This window comes from Paraburkholderia sp. GAS82 (assembly GCF_050436285.1).
In the GTDB taxonomy this organism is placed as follows: domain Bacteria; phylum Pseudomonadota; class Gammaproteobacteria; order Burkholderiales; family Burkholderiaceae; genus Paraburkholderia; species Paraburkholderia phenazinium_B.
In genome coordinates, this window is record NZ_JBNDLX010000006.1 from 503,177 (window position 1) to 520,860 (window position 17,684).

Genomic DNA, 17,684 nt, shown 5'->3' on the forward strand with positions numbered 1-17,684 from the left:
GGAGAGTCGTGATGTCCGAAGTGGCGTATGCGCTGCGCGGCGAAGAGATCGTCAAACGCTTCGGTGCGGTTACCGCGCTCGATGGTGTGTCGCTGACGCTCAAGCAGGGAGAAATTCTCGGCGTGCTCGGCGACAACGGCGCGGGCAAATCGACGCTAATCAAGATACTCACCGGCTTTCATCAGCAGACCACCGGCAAGCTGTTTATTGGCGGCGAGGAAACGTTGCTGCGCTCGGTGGATCATGCGCGCGCGCTCGGCATCGAATGCGTCTATCAGGATCTGGCGCTGGCGAATTCGCTGAGCATCTACCACAACATGTTCCTGAACCGCGAGATCATCTATCCCGGTCCATTCCGCCTGTTGAACAACCGCGCGATGCGTAATCGCGCGGCGGAATGTCTCGAGGAGATCGGCGTGCGGATCCCTTCCGTCGACTTGCCGGTCGAGCAGCTTTCCGGCGGACAGCGGCAGGCGATTGCCGTGGCGCGCGCTGTGAACTCCAATGCGAAGATCCTCCTGCTCGACGAGCCGCTCGCCGCAATGGGCGCGCGCGAGGCCGGCCTGATCATCGATCTCGTGTTGCGCCTGAAGGAGAAGGGCGGCCTCTCGATCGTGATGATCATGCACAACTACGCGCAGACGCTCGATATCGCAGACCGCGTCATGCTGATGCAGCGTGGCCGCGTCACGTACGAGAAGGAAGCGGCCAGCACCTCGGTCGCAGAGTTGATGGATATCGTGCGGCGGGAGTACCGGGCCATGCGTGCGGCCGAGCAGTGATCCGCGTGGCCGCTTTGCGCTTTTGCAAAAACTTTGTTACCTTAGCTGCGGTCGGCCTGTTTTTCGCACGTGAATCTGGCGCAGGCAAGCCGACATTCGATCCGCCACGTTGACTATTTTTCTCCAGACCATGTGCCGTTTTAGCCGTCTCAGCCTGAATAATAATTTGTCGCCTTTGAGTGACAGGAGATTATTTGTCTGTTGAAAAATAAGCACCGTCAAGCCAAAGGCACTCACGAAACTGAGTGCCTTTTTTTATTTCCGCGCGCTTTTCATCAAGGCAGAAGACCATGAGGACCTTAGTTGAAGACCTGAAGCACCATGTGGGTGAAGTCGTCACGCTGTATCTCACGCTGGATGTGCTGAGGGACCAGAAAACCCTGCAGTTCCTGCTTGCTCATGATGTGACCGGGAAGATTCAGCTTGTCGTCGACAAGTCGTCTGTCGCGGAGCATCCGCAAGTGGGGCAGTTGTTGGTGGGTTCGACTTTCGCCACGACGGGACGGATCGTGGCTGCCGCGCAGAGCAAGACTTACGGCGTGGAAATTCAGGTGCAGTCCGTGGAGATTTTTTCCAAGGCGCAGCCTTATCCGGTTACCGAGGCGAGCAGTGTCGATCTGCGCTTCAACTATCGTGTGGTGGACCTGAAGGCGCCGAAGTGGCAACTGATGCTGCGCTTGCGCAGCGCGTTCGAATTCGCGTGCCGCGAGTTCGCCCTGAGCCGCGGCTTTACCGAGCTGCACACGCCGAAGCTGATGGGCAACGCCAGCGAGAGCGGTGCCCAGGTGTTTCGTGTTGGCTACTTCGAGACGCAGGCGTTTCTCGCTCAATCGCCGCAGTTCTATAAGCAGATGGGGATTGCGTCGGGTCTCGAAGGCGTCTTCGAGATCGGCCCCGTGTTCCGCGCGGAGGAGAGCCGCAGCAGCCGCCATATGACCGAGTTCACCGGCCTCGATGTCGAATTCGCGTGGGCTTTCGAAACAGCTCAGGTCATGGCGTTCGAGGAGCAGATGCTGAGTTATGCGTTTGCGAAACTCGAACCGTTTGCTGAAGACGTCAAAGCGCTGTTCGGCGTCGACTTGCCGCTTGCGCCGAGCGTCAGGTATCTCACGCTGAGCGAAGCCAAGGAGATCCTCTCGGCCCACGGTATGAGTCTCGGTCCCGCGCAAGACCTGCCGGATGAAGGCGAGAGCATGCTGCACAAGCTGCTGGGTAGCGACCTCATCTTCGTGAGCGACTATCCGATCGCCAGGCGCCCTTTCTATCATGCGTGGGACCGCGAGCAAAACACCACGAAGAGCTTTGATCTGATTTTCAAAGGGATTGAGATTACGACCGGAGCGGTGCGCGAGCATCGGTACGAGGTCTTATGTGAGCAGGCTACTGAGAAGGGTGTCGAACTGGCTTCCATCACGCATTATCTCGACAACTTTCGCTACGGTTGTCCGCCGCACGGTGGCTTTGGCCTGGGCGTCGACCGGGTGATCGCCAGATTGCTGGGGTTGTCGAACGTGAAGGAAGCGGCGTTTGTGCCGCGAGATCCGGAACGGCTCGTGCCGTAACAGCAGTGCGGAGCATAGGTTCCCCGTTCGGATATATGCTTCGTTATGCGAATGGATTGATGATGTTGCGCGGCCGCGCATAAAACGGATCGCAGAGGCTGTACGAACGGCGCGGACGACGCCTTGGCGGAGTCGTTCCACGTCATTGCGCGTTGGCGGGCAAGGCATCCTTGAAAAACGCAAGCGCCCGTTCGACTGTCTGTGCATGGACGGCGTCACGGTCTACCCCCGGCCCGTCGTTGCAGATTGCAGCGGCCTGATCAGCCAGCGCCGGTATGCAGGTATCCAGGAAGGTGTTATGCAAGGCACCCGGCACCATGCTGACTTTCGCATTTGGCATGAGGCTGGCGATACGCTGAATGTTGGTCGCAATCGGGGCGATTGGATCATTGGTGCCCGCCGTCAGCGAGATGGGGATGTCGACGCCTGCGAAGGCGTCCGTGCCGAAAGCCTCGCCCAGGGCGGGAGCGATCGCAAACACCGCCTTGATGCGAGCGTCGCGATAGGAGTCGCCGGAGCGTGCCATGGACGCAGTTGTCGCGGGCGAGAAGCTCGCCGGTTTCACCGGGCCGTCAGGAAGACGCTTCATTTCGGGCGGATGGCAGATGGCGTCGGCAGCGGGCGACGCGCAGAAGTCCTGGAATCGTTTGAGGTCCGTTCGTGCGCCGGCCAGTTCGAGCACGGTATAGCCGCCGAGCGAAAAGCCCACCGCGCCGATGCGGGTCGTGTCGATACGGGCACCCAGTACCGGATCGTCGAGCATGCCGTCGAGCACTTCGCTCAGGTCGGTGGCTCGCTCCCACCACAGCAGAAAGCCATCCAGGGTCACCGGTTCAAGTGCGTTATTGCCCGGATGATTGACGCCAGCCACGATATAGCCGTTTGCGGCAAGCGCGGAGGCGAGCCAGTCGAGCGTTTCGGCGGTCCCGCCAGTGCCGTGCGACAACACCAGAAGCGGGTATCGGGCGTGAGCCGGCGACAGCGGCGCGCCGCTCGCAAAAGGGTGCGCCTGGAAGGGTGAATCACCCATCGCATGAGGCGTTTCAGGGATGGCAGGGTCGACCGGATACCAGATTCTTGTCACGAGCGCTTCGGTGTGCGCACCACGCCAGTTGCGCGCGACGTCAGGGTGAAAGACACGCACGGCGGCGCCGACGTGATAGGGCACAGCGTTGCCGCTATCCGCGGCGAGAGCGGCGGCGCTTTCGCATGCAGCGACGAGTACAACGAACTTAAGGGCGCAGAGAAGCAGGCGAAGCATGGTCACTCCTTGCGGATGGGGATCATGAGGTCGGTGACGTATTCGTGCTGCCTGTCGGGCGAGGGCCGGCTGCGATAGAACTCGAGAGCGGGCCGGTCGTCGGGTTCGTAGCCGCTGCGTGGCAGCCAGCCGCCGAACAGTGCCCGAAAGGTCGGTGCGATCAGCGCATAAGGACCCACGAGCCGGTGGGCCGCATACAGACCGCCTTCGATCCGCACGGCTTCGACCCGGCTGCTCGCCTCCATTGCCGCAGCCGGAACGACGCCGGCGAGGTAGCGGAAATCGCCATCCTCCTCGGGGTCACCGGTACTCATGCCGATCGTGCCTTGAGCCAACGCCCAGTCGGCGCTGCAGCCCAGCATTTGCCATAGCGTCCTGAAGGTCTGGCTGATGGTGGTGGCGGGACCCTCGTGCCGCAGACAAAGCAGATCGAGCGGCGCGAGTTCTACGAGTTCGACGAGCTCGTAGAACGTTACGTCGGCATGCGTCGCAGACGCATCGTCGTCTGCCGGCGATACAGTCAGGCGTCGCTGGCGCGTCTGGAATGCGCTGGGGCTGACACCTGTGAAGCCGCGGAAAGCTCTCGCGAACGCTTGCGGGCTGTCGTAGCCCACGGCCCCAGCGACGGTGGTCACCGAATCGTCTGCCACGGTCAGGCGGTGGGCCGCCCGCGCGAGCCGCACCCGCTGAACGGTCTCGACGATGCTTTCGCCGGTCAGGGCACGGTAGATCCGGTGGAAGTGGTACGGCGACAGATGCGCGAGTGCGGCGAGGCTCTCCACGTTGTGGGGCGCGCCTGGGTCTGCCAGGATCGCCTCGATGACGCGGGCGATCCGCCGGTGGTAATCGCGTTCGGTGCTGGGCTTCATGATGGCCGTAGCATAGTCCGTCCGCTGCCTGATGGCGGTGCAGAGCTTGCTGAATTTTGTCCACACAAACCGTTCATAAGGCTGTGGACAATTCGCGGGCAAGCGGCGCAAGTGGCTGAAACGATAGGCTTTGTGCGGCGCGCAACCGGAGTGTGCAGTTGAGCGTCCGGTTGCTTCAGCCAGGACAGACGATGTCCGGCTCGCGCGCGACCCCTTCGTCCACCATGCCGGTGGGCGCCTCGGGCAGCGCGGACGGAGCGTCGGACAATGCGTACCGGGGCAACTCCATGAACAGCGTCACGCGCCGCACGATCTGCCAGAAGACCTTTTCGAACGACCGGGCGCGCTCCGTCGGCGTCATCCCTTCCGCCAGAGGATCCGCAAACTCCCAGCTGACAAATAGGGGTTTGCCCGGAAACACCGGCGCATGGTATTCGGCGACCCGCTCGTCCAGCGCGACGATCAGATCCATGTGCGGCGCCCATTCGCCGGTGAATTCGAGCCAGCTCTTGGGATTGAGCAGGCCGAGCTCGGAGATACCCGGGCGCAGTTGCGCAATCGCCAGCGCATGAACCCGTGCAGCGGGATCGGATCCCGCGCTGAATACCTCGAACCGATGGCCCGCCAGCTCGCGCAGCAGAGCCTCTGCAATGATGCTGCGTGCTGAGTTCTCACGACAGAGAAACAGCACCTTATATTTTCTGGTCACCCTCTTTGCCCCGTTGCCTGTATTTTCATTGTGACCGGGATTCTGCCAATCGAGTCTTGCACTTATGTGACACTACAATGACTGCTAAGGCAGGCTCGCTCCGACTGGCGCTGCATCGCAACTGTCATCCCGGATTTGCTGTTTTTGCTATTTTTTCTGCTGTTCCGCTCTCGTGGTTCATTCGAGCCGCTTCTCCGGGCGCGGGCAGCAGCCCGCTAACGCTCGGAAAGCACTTAAAACGTGTTCGGTGAACCATCCCATGCCTGACATCCCGGCAAAACCGGCTCGCCCGCCGGAGGCGATCGAAAACGATTTCACGGACCTCATGGCCTCGAGGTTACCCATTACCGTAGCACGAGAAAAATTCGAACGGCTATGGGATGAAGCGAATTCCATTGCCGCGCGACTCGTTTGCACGGAGCAGGGCAAACCGTATCTCGTGCTGCTCAGGCGCATGCACGAGGCTTTCGAAAATCACTATCGCGGCGTGCCGCAGCGCAATCCGTCGGGCGGGCGGCTTCATTGAGCGGCTGGCGGGTCTGGCTGGCTTCTGGGTGTTGTCTGGCGGAGAAGAGCAAAACGGGCGAGGTCGTACTGCGTCGATCCTAAGGGTTACTAAGGTTTAGCATCCGGAGGACTACGGCTACCTACGACTACGGCTACGACGCTCTTGACCCTACGCGTATTCCCGTTGCGGCACATGTTGCTCACCGTCGGGAACGAACACGTAGCCGCGACCACGGACAGTTTGAATCAGGCGTGGCGAGGACGGATTGGTTTCGAGAATCTGCCGCAGACGCCAGACCTGCACGTCGACGCCGCGATCGGTATGTTCGTCTTCGGGACCGTACAGCAGGTCGATCAGGCGCTCCCGGGTGAGCGTGCGCATTGCATGATTGATGAAAACCTTGAGCATGGCGAATTCGGTGGCCGACAGGATCTGCGAGCGGTCTGCGGCTTTCAGGGTGCGGGACTCGAAATCGAGCGTGAAGCGCCCAAAGCGGAATGGTTCGCGGTGTTCCAGCGCAGTGGGTGACAACGCCACGCGACGCCGCCGCAAGATGGCCTCTACGCGTGCGATCAGTTCACGCGGGTTAAACGGCTTGCCGATGTAGTCGTCCGCGCCCATTTCAAGTCCGACGATCCGGTCGATGTCATCGGAGCGTCCGGTCAGCAGGATCACGGGGATATCGTCGCCTGAGGCGCGCAGGCGCCCCAGCGCGGTTAGCCCATCCACGCCCGGCATCAGCACGTCGAGGACGATCACGTCCGGCCGGTCTCTTTCGAGCCAGTGTTGCAGCGCACCCGCGTCGTGCAGCGTCGAGATTTCGATGCCCTGGCGTCCCAGGTAGTCGCATAGCAGGGTGCGCAGTTCTGGATCGTCATCAACGAGAAGAATTCGAATGGTCATGGCGTTTGAGCTCGTACGGAGTGGGCTGGCGCGTCGACTTGCAGGAGTGCCTTTGATGCTTAAACGGCTGGGAGCGTGGAATCCGTCGCTGCGAGGAGATTTTTTTTGCGCAGCGCACGGGCGGGGATTATCGCGAAGGAGGCGGCACTTTCTGACAAGAAGCTTTCTTCCCGGTCGGAGCGCCTGAGATCGTGCCTCGGTGCCTTGCTGGGCATTGTCGAGGAGCGACTCACCGGGATGATTACGGAGGCGGATCCGATTGCCGGCCTAAGTATCACAAAGTGATATAATTTGGTTTTTGCATTTTCCTTCGGGACTCCGATGAAAACACTCGCGCGCGGTTTGACCAAGACGAACTTCGAGCAACTGTCCGAGTTCCGCTACCAGATGCGCCGCTTCGAGCGATTTTCCGAGCAGGCCGCGCAGGGCGAAGGCATTACCCCTTTGCAGTACCTGTTGCTGCTGCATATCAAGGGCTATCCGGAGCGCGACTGGGCGACCATCGGCGAACTCGCGGAGCGGCTCCAGTCGCAGCACCACGGCGTGGTCGCCCTCGTGTCCCGTTGCGAGGCGCTTGATCTCGTCCGGCGCAAGATCAGCGACACCGATCGCCGCCAGGTCGAGGTTCATCTGCTGAAAGCGGGCGAGCAGGTGCTTTCCCGTCTGGCGGAAATGCATCGTGCCGAATTGAAATCCCTCAAGGGTGCCTTCAAGGTTCCCCAGATCGACGTTGAGTAACCATGAACCACGATACGCATAAGCGCGACTTCTCGTCCAACGCGCGGCTTCCTGGAATTTCCTTGCTAGCGGCAGCGATTGGCGCGCTCAGTACGCTCGCGGCGTTTGTGCTGCTGAGCCTGATTCACCTGTTCACGAATCTGTTTTTCTTCGGTGCGTTCTCTTTCGCGGATCGATCGCCGGCACTGAACACGCTCGGTGGCTGGGTGATCGTGATACCGGTGGTGGGTGGCCTGATTGTGGGTCTCATGGCGCGCTACGGTTCAGAGAAAATCCGCGGCCACGGTATTCCGGAAGCAATCGAAGCCATCCTGTTCGGCAAGAGCCGCATGTCACCGAAAGTCGCGATTCTCAAGCCGCTGTCGTCCGGCATCGTGATCGGCAGCGGCGGCCCGTTTGGTGCCGAAGGCCCGATCATCATGACAGGTGGTGCACTCGGTTCGCTGATCGCGCAGTGCGTGAAGGTGACGTCGGCGGAACGCAAAACGCTGCTGGTGGCCGGTGCGGCAGCCGGTATGACCGCAGTCTTCGGGACGCCCGTGGCCGCCGTGCTGCTGGCGGTTGAACTGCTGTTGTTCGAATGGCGGCCGCGCAGCTTCTTGCCGGTTGCACTGGCGTGCGCAGTCGCGGGCTTTGCGCGTGCGGCATTCTTCGGCACAGGCCCGCTGTTTCCCCTCGAAACGGCGCCTCCTGGCGCGCTCTCGCTCGTGTCGTGCGTGATTGCCGGCCTGTTGAGCGGGGCGCTAGCCTCCGGCCTGTCCGCGGCTTTGTACAAGACCGAAGACCTGTTCGGCAAGCTGCCTGTTCACTGGATGTGGTGGCCCGCGCTCGGCGGCCTTGTGGTGGGGATCGGCGGATTTCTCGAACCTCGCGCGCTTGGCGTGGGCTACGACGTGATCGGAGACCTGCTGCATCAGCATGTCGTGCTGCAGGTCGCTATCGCCATTCTGGTTGTGAAGGCCATTATCTGGGTGGTTGCGCTGGGCTCCGGCACGTCGGGCGGGGTGCTCGCTCCGCTGCTCATGTTGGGTGCAGGACTTGGCACCGTGCTTGGCCACGTGCTGCCAGGCGGCGAACCAGCGCTGTGGCCGCTCGTTTGCATGGCAGCGACGCTCGGTGCAACGCTTGGTGCGCCGCTCACGGCAATCGTGTTTGCGTTTGGCCTGACGCACGATAGCAACGCGTTGTTGCCGCTCCTGGCCGCTACGCTCGTGGCACACGGCTTTGCGACCGTGGTCATGCGGCGCTCCATCATGACGGAGAAGATCGCTCGCCGCGGATACCACATCTACCGGGAGTATGGTGTCGATCCGCTCGAGCGCCACTACGTCGACGAGGTGATGTCCCGGTCCGTCGAGACGATCGACGCCAACCTGTCGGTGAGCGAGGCGCTGATGACATTCTTCGGCACCACGCAAACGCATCGAGCCTATCCGGCGCTCAAGGACGGTGTAGTGACCGGCATGGTAGATCGCGCGGCGCTAGAGCGGTTTCGTGACAAGGGGACCGCAGGGGCCGCCCAGGCGTCCGATGCGCGCCTTGCCGATCTGTTGAGCGCAAACGCGCCGATTGTTGCGTTGCCCGATGAAACCTGCAGGCTGGTCGCGACGCGGCTCGCAGTCCATGGTCTCGAACGTTTGCCCGTAGTTGCCGACAGGCAGACGCTCCGTCTGGTCGGGATCGTCTCGCGAAGCGATCTGATCAAGCCGTCTCTCGCGCATTTCGAAGACGAACACAAGAGAGAGCGGTTCCGCCGCGTGATGTTTAACCGCAGTGCGAAGCGTTTTCCGCCAGTGCGGCGGACGGGATGAATTGAAACTTCTGGAATATGACCTGCTTTGAACTACATCAGCACAATGTCGTACTGCTCCTGGCTTAAATTCGACTCCACCTGCAACGACACCGGCTTGCCGATGAAATCGATCAGCATCGCCAAATGTTGCGACTCCTCCTCGAGGAATAGATCAATCACCTGCTGCGAAGCCACCACGCGAAACTCACGCGGATTGAACTGCCGCGACTCACGCAGAATCTCGCGCAGCACGTCGTAGCAAACAGTCCGTGCGGTCTTGACCTGCCCCTTACCTTGACACACCGGACACGGTTCGCAAAGCACATGCGCCAGCGACTCGCGAGTCCGCTTACGCGTCATCTCCACGAGCCCAAGCTGCGAAAACCCGTTGACCGTCACCCGCGTGCGGTCGCGCGACAGCGCCTTCTTCAGTTCACCCAACACCTGGTCGCGATGCTCGACGTTCTCCATGTCGATGAAGTCGATGATGATCACGCCGCCCAGATTGCGCAGGCGCAATTGCCGCGCAATCGTATGCGCAGCTTCGAGGTTGGTTTTGAAAATCGTATCGTCGAAGTTACGCGCGCCGACGTAGCCACCGGTGTTCACGTCGATGGTCGTCATTGCTTCAGTCTGATCGATGACGAGATACCCGCCCGACTTCAGATCCACGCGCCGCGACAATGCCCGCTGAATTTCGGTCTCGATGTTGTAGAGATCGTAGAGCGGCCGTTCGCCCGCGTAATGATGCAGCTTCGATGACACCGCGGGCGTAAATTCCGCCGCGAAATCGGACAGCATCTGGAACGTCTCGCGCGAATCGACCTGAATACGCGAGGTCTCGTCGTTTACAAAATCGCGCAGCACGCGTTGAGCCAGATTCAGATCCTGATACAGCAGGCTCGTCGGCGGCATGCGCTGCCCCTGCGAGAGAATCGTCGTCCACGTCTTGCGCAGATATGCCACGTCGCTGGCCAGTTCCTCGCTGGTGGAGTCCTCGGCGATCGTGCGCACGATGTAGCCGCCTTTCTCGTCAGCGGGCAACACGGCAGTCAGCCGGGCGCGAATCGCTTCGCGTTCTGCTTCGCTTTCGATCTTCTGCGAAATCCCGATATGCGGTTCCTGCGGCAGATAAACGAGTGTGCGCCCCGCGATACTGACCTGCGTGGACAGCCGCGCGCCCTTGGTGCCAATCGGATCTTTGACGACCTGGACCATCAAGGTCTGACCTTCGAAGACGATCTTTTCGATCGGCTGATGCGGCGCCTGATGCTGAGGTTCGCCCGCGAGGCGCGGATGCCAGATGTCCGCCACGTGCAGGAACGCTGCGCGCTCGAGGCCTATATCGATAAAAGCGGATTGCATGCCCGGCAACACGCGAACGACCTTGCCGAGATAGACGTTGCCGACGCGTCCGCGCGACAGTGTGCGTTCGACGTGAAGTTCCTGGACGGCGCCTTGCTGGACCAGCGCGACGCGCGTTTCCTGCGGCGTGACATTGATCAGGATTTCTTCATTCATGGTGTTGTTCTAGAAGTCGATGCGCGCCGCACGCAGGAGTGCAGCGGTTTCAAAAAGAGGCAAACCCATGATACCTGAATAGGACCCTTCGATACGTTCGATAAACTCCGCGGCGCGCCCCTGTACGCCGTACGCTCCTGCCTTGCCGAACGGCTCGCCGCTGTCCACATAGTGTTGCAGGGCGCCCGCCTGCACTGCAGCAAAACGCACGCGCGATACCGACAACGCAGCCGGCAGCAGCGCCCCGTTCGCATCGACGACGGCCAGCGCCGTCAGCACCTCGTGTTCGCGTCCGGCGAGGCGCGTGAGCATGGCGAGCGCGTCGTCGGCATTGGTGGGCTTGCCGAGAATCGCGTCATCGATCGTGACGGTTGTGTCCGCAACGAGGATCGGCGCAGACACATGAGCACCCGCGACCAGGCGCGCACGTGCCGCCTGCGCTTTCGCCTGGCACACGCGCACTACGTAGTCGTGTGCAAGCTCGCCGGGCAACTCGGCTTCGAGCGCTTCGGCGTCTTCGTCGGGGCGGGGCAGCAGCAGCTCGTAGCGCACGCCTAGCTGTTGCAGCAGCTCCTGGCGGCGCGGACTTTGGGAGGCAAGATAGACAAACGGATGGAGTGCAGCAGCGGGCGTTGCCATAAAGGGTCTCAGTTGGGCATGGGTTGGTTTTGAGGTCGCGCGTGAACAGCGTACGGCATACGCGAACGGCGCGCATTCACCGGGCACATCAAAGGCACATTCGGAAAAGCGCGTATGACCGCGGCGCGCAGGTGGTATATACGCAAGACGCAAGCGACTAACCAAAAGGTGCGCCGGAATGTCCGGACAGCCGTAGGCGCTTACCTCAGCCGCTCACACGCGGTGATAGGGGTGATTTTGCGTGATGGTCCACGCGCGGTAAAGCTGTTCGGCAAGCAGCACACGCACCATGGCGTGCGGCAGCGTCAGGCTGGAGACGCGCAACAGCATGTCGGCGCGCGCCTTGAGATCGGGGTCGAGTCCATCGGCACCGCCGATCAGGAACGCCACGTCGCGTCCATCCTGCTGCCAGCCGGGCAGCGCGGCGGCGAGCTGCATGGTGGTCCAGTCCTTGCCGCGTTCGTCGAGCGCGACAATGCGCGCGTTCTTCGGCAACGCGGCTTCGATCTTCAACCGCTCCGCCGCCATCACGCTCTCGGCGGGACGCCCCGACGATCGCTGTTCGGGCTTGATCTCGCGCAACTCGATACGCAGCTCGGGCGGCATGCGCTTCGCGTACTCGTCGAAGCCGGTGGCGATCCAGTCCGGCATCTTGTGGCCGACGGCGAGGATGTGTAGTTTCATTACGGATGTGATTGCGGACGCACTCGCGGATGTAATCGCTGACGGACGGTCAACGTTACGTACAGCAAACCGCTCGCGTGCTCACCCACGTACTTATCGACGGCGCGCCGGCGTCTTGCGAGCCGGCTTGGCGGCCGGTTCGTCCTCTTCGTCTTCATCGAGCGGCTCGCTGGCGCTGGCGCCGCCGAACGGGCTCGCGCTCGTCAGCTTGATGCGCACGGGCTTGTCGCCCCAGATTTCTTCGAGGTTGTAGTACTGGCGCAGCGCCGGTTGCAGGATGTGCACGACCGCGTCGCCGCAATCGACCAGCACCCATTCGCCCACGTCTTCACCTTCCGTGCTGATGATTTCACCGCCGTTTTCCTTGACCTTTTCACGCACGCTGGAGGCGAGCGCCTTGGTCTGACGGTTCGAGGTGCCGGAGGCGACGATCACGCGGTCGAACAGTCCGGTCAGATGGCTGGTGTTGAACACCTTGATGTCTTGCGCTTTCACGTCTTCAAGGGCGTCGACGATCGTGCGTTGTAGTTTGCGAATATCCATGGGGTTACCGGTGGTACAGATGGTGTTGAAGAATATAGTCCCACACCGCGGTGGGGACATGGCTCGCGGCCTCGTTCTGTTGCTGGCCGCCGGCATGCTGAGCTAGACGTTCGCGCAGATGCGCGCGGATATCGGTGGCCGAAACGTCGAAGGCCAGCGTGGTATCGATCAGCAGATGACCACTGGGTGTTGCTTGCAGCACGCTGGCGTCAGCCTGGCGTGCGGCGATTTCGGCGGTGACCGGCGGCGGGATCGAGGCGAGCTCGAAGCCGGGGCGGGTCGACGCGCAGATATGCGCGAACTCGAACAAACGGTGCCACTCGCGCCAGGTATCGAGCCGCACGAGCTGGTCGGCGCCGATCAGCAGCGACAGCGATGCCTGCGAACCTTCCTTCTCGCGCCAGCGTTGCAGCGTCTCCACCGTGTAGGTGGGGCCGTCGTGTTCGATCTCGTCGGTGGCGACGCTCACCTTTACGCCCGGCAGCTCCAGCGAGCCGGCTGCGGCTCGGGTCATCGCCAGGCGGTCGGCGGCCGGCGAGACGTCCGGCTTCTGCCAGGGCTGGCCGGCTGGCAGCAACACCAGCTCGGTGAGCTGCAGCACCTCGGCGAAGCGGCGCGCAAGCGCCAGATGGCCGTCGTGAATCGGGTCGAAGGTGCCGCCCAGCAGGCCGATCCGGCGGGGCAGGGCAACAGGGTGAGCGTTCGCGTTCAGGTGAGAATCCTTTGTCGTGACGGCGCCAGCGGGCGGCGAGGCCGGCGGGTAGCCCAGGCCTTCAGTGGCCCTTGGTGCGCATCGATGCGTTCAGCGCTCTTCAGACCCACTCGCGCGGCACGAGGAAATCGCTGTAAAGGCGTGCTTCGGGCGTGCCGGGCTCCGGCTGCCAGTTGTAGCGCCAGTTCACCACAGGCGGCATCGACATCAGGATCGACTCGGTGCGTCCGCCGCTCTGTAGCCCAAACAGTGTGCCACGGTCGAAGACCAGGTTGAACTCAACATAGCGGCCACGCCGGTATGCCTGGAATTCGCGCTCGGCCTCGCCGTACGGAATGTTGCGGCGCTTTTCGATGATCGGCAGGTACGCTTTGAGGAACCCGTCACCCACGCTTTTCAGCATCGCGAACGATTGCTCGAAGCCCGGCTCCGAGAAATCGTCGAAGAAAATCCCACCGATGCCACGCGCTTCGTTACGGTGCTTGAGGAAGAAATACTCGTCGCACCAGCGCTTGAAGCGCGGATACAGCTCGGCGCCATAAGGCTGCAGCGCGTCGCGGCAGACGCCATGGAAATGCCGTGCGTCTTCCTCGAAGCCATAGTACGGCGTCAGATCCATGCCGCCGCCGAACCAGAACACCGGTGCTTCGCCTGCCTTGGTGGCGATCAGCAGGCGCACGTTCATATGCACGGTCGGGCAGTAGGGATTGTGCGGGTGCAGCACGAGCGACACGCCCATTGCTTCGAAACCGCGTCCGGCGAGCTGTGGACGGGCGGCGCTCGCCGAGCCCGGCAGTGCGTCGCCGGCGACGTCCGAGAAGCCGATTCCGGCGCGCTCGAAGAACTGGCCGCCTTCCAGAATCCGCGTGATGCCGCCCCCGCGCAGCTTCTCGCCGGGGGCGCGCTGCCAGGCATCGGTGGCGAACGGGGTGCCGTCGAACGCGCCGAGCGTCTCGGCGATGTGCGTCTGCAGGCCTTGCAGCCAGCTACGTACAGCCTGTACGTCGTAGTTCGAATCCGTCATGAATGCAGGTGCTGGGGCGGCGCGCAGGGCGCCGCGGGTTCGTCGGGTTGCGGTGTGGTCAGCTATGTTTGCGGTTCAGCGCACGATAGCCGATGTCGTGACGATATTGCATGCCGTCGAACGAAATCTGGTTGATCGTCTCGTAGGCCACAGATTGCGCGCTGCGCACCGAATCCGCCAGCCCCACCACGCACAGCACCCGGCCGCCCGAGGTGGTCAGCTTGCCGTCGGCCAGCGTGGTGCCGGCGTGGAACGTTACCGAATCGTCGGTCTCGGCCGGAATATCGCTGATCCGGTCGCCCTTGCGCGGGCTGTCCGGATAGTTGTGCGCAGCCAACACCACGCCGAGCGCGGTGCGGCGATCCCATTCCAGCTCGACCGTGTCGAGCGTGCCGGCAATCGCCTGCTCCACCACCTTCGAGTAGTCGCCCTTCAGACGCGCCATGATCGGCTGCGTTTCGGGGTCGCCCATGCGGCAGTTGAATTCGAGCGTCTTCGGGTTGCCGTGGGCGTCGATCATCAGGCCCGCATACAGGAAACCGGTGAAGCGGATGCCTTCCTTCTCCATGCCCTGTACGGTCGGCAGAATGATTTCGCGCATCACGCGGGCATGCAGTTGCGGCGTGACGATCGGCGCGGGCGAATAGGCGCCCATGCCGCCCGTATTCGGGCCCTGATCGCCGTCGAGCAGCCGCTTGTGGTCCTGGCTCGAGGCAAGCGGCAACACATGCTTGCCGTCCACCATCACGATGAAACTCGCCTCTTCGCCAGCGAGGAATTCTTCGATCACGACGCGTGCGCCGGCATCGCCAAGCTTGTTGTCCGACAGCATCATGTCGACCGCGGCGTGCGCTTCATCGAGCGTCAGCGCGACCACCACGCCCTTGCCGGCGGCGAGGCCGTCGGCCTTGATGACGATCGGCGCACCCTTGGTGTCGAGGTAGGCGTGGGCGGCAGCGACATCTGCGAAGGTTTCGTATTCGGCCGTCGGGATCGCATGACGCTTCATGAACGCCTTGGCGAAGTCTTTCGAGCTTTCGAGCTGCGCAGCTTCCTTCGTGGGCCCGAAAATCTTCAGGCCGCGCGAGCGGAACAGATTGACGATGCCCGCTGCGAGCGGCCCTTCCGGCCCCACCAGCGTGAAGGCGATCTGTTCCTTCTCGACAAAATCGGCGAGCGCAGCCGGCTCGGTGATGTCGACGTTGCGCAGACGCTCGTCCTGGGCGGTGCCGCCGTTGCCAGGTGCCACGTAGACGAGCTGGACTCGCGGCGATTGCGCGAGCTTCCATGCGAGCGCATGTTCGCGACCGCCGGACCCGACGACGAGTAACTTCATGTGATTCCCCGAAGACTTAAAAACCATGAACGACCGGCGCATTGGCGGCGCCGGCCGTGAATATCCACAAGGTTCGCACAAGGCGAACGGCTAACCTGTGACGCCGGCACAAAAAGACGCCTGACGTGCAGCTGGTTTGCAAAAAACGTCGGCAAAGCAAAGACGGCAGACAGCGGGACACAGCGACCGACAGCACCGGCAAAGGACTTCATGCAAGACGCGTGCTACGCACCGCGACAGCCTGCGGGCGCCACGCATGGCGCGCCCGCGCGGCGCTTATTAGTCGGCGATGGCCGCGTTTGTATAGACTTCCTGCACGTCGTCCAGATTTTCGAGTGCGTCGAGCAGCTTTTGCATCTTCACCGCGTCGTCGCCGGTGAACTCCACTTCCGTCTGAGGTTTCATCGTCACCTCAGCCAGTTCCGCCTTGAAGCCGGCGGCTTCGAGCGCAGTCTTCACCTTCGGGAAATCGTTCGGCGGGCACAGCACTTCGATACTGCCGTCCTCGTTCGTCACCACGTCGTCGGCGCCGGCTTCGAGGGCTGCTTCCATCAGCTTGTCTTCGGGCGTGCCCGGCGCGAACAGGAACTGGCCGACGTGATCGAACATGAACGCCACCGAGCCGTCCGTGCCCATGTTGCCGCCGTTCTTGGAGAACGCGTGACGCACTTCCGCGACGGTGCGGATGCGGTTGTCCGTCATGGTGTCGACGATCACTGCCGCGCCGCCGATGCCGTAGCCTTCGTAGCGGATTTCTTCGTAGCTTGCGCCGTCGACGCCGCCAACGCCACGCTGGATGGCGCGATTGACGTTGTCTTTCGGCATGTTGGCGTCATACGCCTTTTCGACGGCGAGCCGCAGACGCGGGTTCGTGTCGATTTCGCCTCCGCCCATGCGGGCAGCGACTTGAATTTCCTTGATGAGCCGCGTCCAGATCTTGCCGCGCTTGGCATCGGTCGCTGCTTTTTTATGCTTGATGTTGGCCCATTTCGAATGACCCGCCATACCTTTCTCCGTCGCGCGCGCCTGCGGGGCGCACGCATAGTGCAATTGTCGTTGCGATGTCGGGCGCTTGGGAAGGCGCGCCTCGATGTCAAACCGCGCTGCCGGACCGCGATGTCCGACCCATTTCATCTTGAACCTGAAGCGCCCGGCAATCGGACCGGACCGGTCTGAACTGGGTCCCGCGGACCCCGCAAAGGCGCGATGCGCCGGGCGATTGTGCAAGTTGAGCCGCTTGATGAGCGGATGCGAATTTTATCATGCCGCGGGGGCGCGGCAGAGGGGTGGACGTGGCTTTCGCTTGCAAATATAAACATTTATGTTTATATTTGCAGGGTGTTCACGGACACGGGGGTACGGTGAAGCAAAGCGAGTTCAAACGTTGGCTCGCTGACCAGGGAGCGACTTTCGAGCAAGGCAGTAAGCATTTGAAGGTGTATCTGAACGGTCGGCAGACCACGCTGCCGAGGCATCCGTCTCACGAGATATCGGAGCCGCTTCGAAGAGCAATTCTCAGACAGTTGAACTGCAAATGAAGGCAAGCCCCGCCCGGGGCTTCCTCACCACCCGAGCTTTTCCCGCAAAGGGACCACGGAGAGTTATCTATGTTTCGCTATCCCGCCCGCATCGAAGCAGACGAGGCCGGATTTACCGTGTCGTTTCGCGATATTCCCGAGGCGTTGACGTCTGGCGCGACGCTCGAAGAAGCGCGTGAAATGGCGGCTGATGCCCTGGCCACGGCGATGGATTTTTACTTTGAAGACAAACGGGCGGTCCCGCTGCCGTCTAGGGCACGGCGCGGCGAGGAGTTGATCGAGTTGCCCGCCAGCCTCGCGGCCAAGGTGTTGCTGCTGAACGAAATGGTCGAGCAAAAGGTGTCGCCCGCGGAGCTTGCACGGCGCCTGCATACGCGTCCGCAGGACGTCCAGCGCGTAATCGACCTCGGTCACGTAACCAAGATCGACACCATCGCGTCGGCCCTGGCTGCACTCGGCAAACGGCTTGAACTGTCGATCGTGCCCGCTTGACGTGGTGCTATCGGTCGGCGCGTCACGCCGGGAGCGCTTGCGCTGGCGGCGCGACATCGTCGTCAGTTCAC

Annotated in this window: 19 protein-coding genes; 7 read left to right on the forward strand and 12 right to left on the reverse strand. The window is 62.1% G+C overall.

The annotated features are described in order from the left end of the window. Positions 1–11 precede the first annotated feature (11 nt). Both P3T17_RS21455 and aspS read left to right on the forward strand, forming a co-directional pair. Positions 12–782, forward strand: a complete 771-nt coding sequence (locus tag P3T17_RS21455) for an ATP-binding cassette domain-containing protein (protein ID WP_429286242.1) — start codon at positions 12–14, stop codon at positions 780–782. Between the two features lie 290 nt (positions 783–1,072). Next, the gene (gene aspS, locus P3T17_RS21460) at positions 1,073–2,344 is read left to right on the forward strand and encodes an aspartate--tRNA(Asn) ligase (protein ID WP_429408804.1); all 1,272 of its coding nucleotides are present in this window, start codon (positions 1,073–1,075) and stop codon (positions 2,342–2,344) included. A 142-nt stretch (positions 2,345–2,486) separates the two neighbouring features. On the opposite strand, the gene P3T17_RS21465 is transcribed toward aspS, so the two are convergent. The 3 genes from P3T17_RS21465 to P3T17_RS21475 form a co-directional block, all read right to left on the reverse strand. Then, positions 2,487–3,605 carry an alpha/beta hydrolase family protein gene (locus P3T17_RS21465; protein WP_429408805.1) on the reverse strand — a complete coding sequence of 373 codons (1,119 nt, stop codon included), beginning with the start codon at positions 3,603–3,605 and terminating at the stop codon, positions 2,487–2,489. Positions 3,606–3,607: 2 nt separating this feature from the next. After that, complete coding sequence (locus P3T17_RS21470; RefSeq protein ID WP_429408806.1) at positions 3,608–4,474, reverse strand: AraC family transcriptional regulator; 867 nt, start codon at positions 4,472–4,474, stop codon at positions 3,608–3,610. Positions 4,475–4,649: 175 nt separating this feature from the next. Beyond that, complete coding sequence (locus tag P3T17_RS21475) at positions 4,650–5,183, reverse strand: arsenate reductase ArsC (protein WP_429408807.1); 534 nt, start codon at positions 5,181–5,183, stop codon at positions 4,650–4,652. Between the two features lie 259 nt (positions 5,184–5,442). On the opposite strand from P3T17_RS21475, the gene P3T17_RS21480 reads away from it, so the two are divergent. Further along, positions 5,443–5,709, forward strand: a complete 267-nt coding sequence (locus P3T17_RS21480) for a hypothetical protein (protein WP_429408808.1) — start codon at positions 5,443–5,445, stop codon at positions 5,707–5,709. A 150-nt stretch (positions 5,710–5,859) separates the two neighbouring features. Here the strand turns inward: P3T17_RS21480 and P3T17_RS21485 are convergent, their stop codons facing one another. Next, positions 5,860–6,594 (reverse strand): response regulator, encoded by a 735-nt coding sequence (locus P3T17_RS21485; RefSeq protein ID WP_429408809.1) that lies wholly within the window; start codon positions 6,592–6,594, stop codon positions 5,860–5,862. A 321-nt stretch (positions 6,595–6,915) separates the two neighbouring features. Here P3T17_RS21485 and P3T17_RS21490 point away from each other — a divergent pair, with 321 nt between their 5' ends. Together P3T17_RS21490 and P3T17_RS21495 are read left to right on the forward strand one after the other, a co-directional pair. Continuing rightward, the gene (locus P3T17_RS21490) at positions 6,916–7,332 is read left to right on the forward strand and encodes a MarR family winged helix-turn-helix transcriptional regulator (protein ID WP_074265355.1); all 417 of its coding nucleotides are present in this window, start codon (positions 6,916–6,918) and stop codon (positions 7,330–7,332) included. Positions 7,333–7,334: 2 nt separating this feature from the next. Continuing rightward, entirely contained in the window at positions 7,335–9,143 is a 1,809-nt protein-coding gene (locus P3T17_RS21495) for a chloride channel protein (RefSeq protein WP_429408810.1), read from the forward strand. 32 nt (positions 9,144–9,175) lie between these two features. On the opposite strand, the gene rng is transcribed toward P3T17_RS21495, so the two are convergent. From rng to P3T17_RS21535, 8 genes are all read right to left on the reverse strand, one after another. Continuing rightward, a complete protein-coding gene (gene rng / locus P3T17_RS21500) occupies positions 9,176–10,645 on the reverse strand; it encodes a ribonuclease G (RefSeq protein ID WP_074265353.1) in 1,470 nt (489 codons plus the stop codon). A 9-nt stretch (positions 10,646–10,654) separates the two neighbouring features. Then, positions 10,655–11,284 carry a Maf family protein gene (locus P3T17_RS21505; protein WP_429408811.1) on the reverse strand — a complete coding sequence of 210 codons (630 nt, stop codon included), beginning with the start codon at positions 11,282–11,284 and terminating at the stop codon, positions 10,655–10,657. A 213-nt stretch (positions 11,285–11,497) separates the two neighbouring features. After that, positions 11,498–11,968: a 23S rRNA (pseudouridine(1915)-N(3))-methyltransferase RlmH gene (gene rlmH, locus P3T17_RS21510; RefSeq protein ID WP_429286233.1), complete on the reverse strand. Its 471-nt coding sequence runs from the start codon at positions 11,966–11,968 to the stop codon at positions 11,498–11,500. 93 nt (positions 11,969–12,061) lie between these two features. Continuing rightward, complete coding sequence (gene rsfS / locus P3T17_RS21515) at positions 12,062–12,511, reverse strand: ribosome silencing factor (protein ID WP_429408812.1); 450 nt, start codon at positions 12,509–12,511, stop codon at positions 12,062–12,064. A gap of 4 nt (positions 12,512–12,515) precedes the next feature. Next, positions 12,516–13,223, reverse strand: coding sequence for a nicotinate-nucleotide adenylyltransferase (locus P3T17_RS21520; RefSeq protein ID WP_254368910.1), 708 nt, complete (start codon positions 13,221–13,223; stop codon positions 12,516–12,518). 100 nt (positions 13,224–13,323) lie between these two features. Further along, positions 13,324–14,247, reverse strand: a complete 924-nt coding sequence (gene hemF, locus P3T17_RS21525) for an oxygen-dependent coproporphyrinogen oxidase (RefSeq protein ID WP_429408813.1) — start codon at positions 14,245–14,247, stop codon at positions 13,324–13,326. 58 nt (positions 14,248–14,305) lie between these two features. Continuing rightward, the gene (gene purD / locus P3T17_RS21530; RefSeq protein WP_429408814.1) at positions 14,306–15,583 is read right to left on the reverse strand and encodes a phosphoribosylamine--glycine ligase; all 1,278 of its coding nucleotides are present in this window, start codon (positions 15,581–15,583) and stop codon (positions 14,306–14,308) included. A gap of 279 nt (positions 15,584–15,862) precedes the next feature. Continuing rightward, on the reverse strand, positions 15,863–16,588 hold the full coding sequence (locus P3T17_RS21535) for a YebC/PmpR family DNA-binding transcriptional regulator (RefSeq protein ID WP_429286231.1): 726 nt from the start codon (positions 16,586–16,588) through the stop codon (positions 15,863–15,865). 257 nt (positions 16,589–16,845) lie between these two features. On the opposite strand from P3T17_RS21535, the gene P3T17_RS21540 reads away from it, so the two are divergent. Beyond that, complete coding sequence (locus P3T17_RS21540; RefSeq protein WP_429408815.1) at positions 16,846–17,121, forward strand: type II toxin-antitoxin system HicA family toxin; 276 nt, start codon at positions 16,846–16,848, stop codon at positions 17,119–17,121. Positions 17,122–17,190: 69 nt separating this feature from the next. Then, a complete protein-coding gene (locus P3T17_RS21545) occupies positions 17,191–17,613 on the forward strand; it encodes a type II toxin-antitoxin system HicB family antitoxin (protein WP_429408816.1) in 423 nt (140 codons plus the stop codon). Positions 17,614–17,684: the final 71 nt, after the last annotated feature.

Coding starts and splice junctions, on each gene's coding strand:
- P3T17_RS21455 (WP_429286242.1), top strand. CDS start 12: ATGTCCGAAGTGGCGTATGCGCTGCGCGGCGAAGAGATCGTCAAACGC.
- aspS (WP_429408804.1), top strand. CDS start 1,073: ATGAGGACCTTAGTTGAAGACCTGAAGCACCATGTGGGTGAAGTCGTC.
- P3T17_RS21465 (WP_429408805.1), bottom strand. CDS start 3,605: ATGCTTCGCCTGCTTCTCTGCGCCCTTAAGTTCGTTGTACTCGTCGCT.
- P3T17_RS21470 (WP_429408806.1), bottom strand. CDS start 4,474: ATGAAGCCCAGCACCGAACGCGATTACCACCGGCGGATCGCCCGCGTC.
- P3T17_RS21480 (WP_429408808.1), top strand. CDS start 5,443: ATGCCTGACATCCCGGCAAAACCGGCTCGCCCGCCGGAGGCGATCGAA.
- P3T17_RS21485 (WP_429408809.1), bottom strand. CDS start 6,594: ATGACCATTCGAATTCTTCTCGTTGATGACGATCCAGAACTGCGCACC.
- P3T17_RS21490 (WP_074265355.1), top strand. CDS start 6,916: ATGAAAACACTCGCGCGCGGTTTGACCAAGACGAACTTCGAGCAACTG.
- P3T17_RS21495 (WP_429408810.1), top strand. CDS start 7,335: ATGAACCACGATACGCATAAGCGCGACTTCTCGTCCAACGCGCGGCTT.
- rng (WP_074265353.1), bottom strand. CDS start 10,645: ATGAATGAAGAAATCCTGATCAATGTCACGCCGCAGGAAACGCGCGTC.
- P3T17_RS21505 (WP_429408811.1), bottom strand. CDS start 11,284: ATGGCAACGCCCGCTGCTGCACTCCATCCGTTTGTCTATCTTGCCTCC.
- rlmH (WP_429286233.1), bottom strand. CDS start 11,968: ATGAAACTACACATCCTCGCCGTCGGCCACAAGATGCCGGACTGGATC.
- rsfS (WP_429408812.1), bottom strand. CDS start 12,511: ATGGATATTCGCAAACTACAACGCACGATCGTCGACGCCCTTGAAGAC.
- hemF (WP_429408813.1), bottom strand. CDS start 14,247: ATGACGGATTCGAACTACGACGTACAGGCTGTACGTAGCTGGCTGCAA.
- purD (WP_429408814.1), bottom strand. CDS start 15,583: ATGAAGTTACTCGTCGTCGGGTCCGGCGGTCGCGAACATGCGCTCGCA.
- P3T17_RS21535 (WP_429286231.1), bottom strand. CDS start 16,588: ATGGCGGGTCATTCGAAATGGGCCAACATCAAGCATAAAAAAGCAGCG.
- P3T17_RS21540 (WP_429408815.1), top strand. CDS start 16,846: ATGCCGCGGGGGCGCGGCAGAGGGGTGGACGTGGCTTTCGCTTGCAAA.
- P3T17_RS21545 (WP_429408816.1), top strand. CDS start 17,191: ATGTTTCGCTATCCCGCCCGCATCGAAGCAGACGAGGCCGGATTTACC.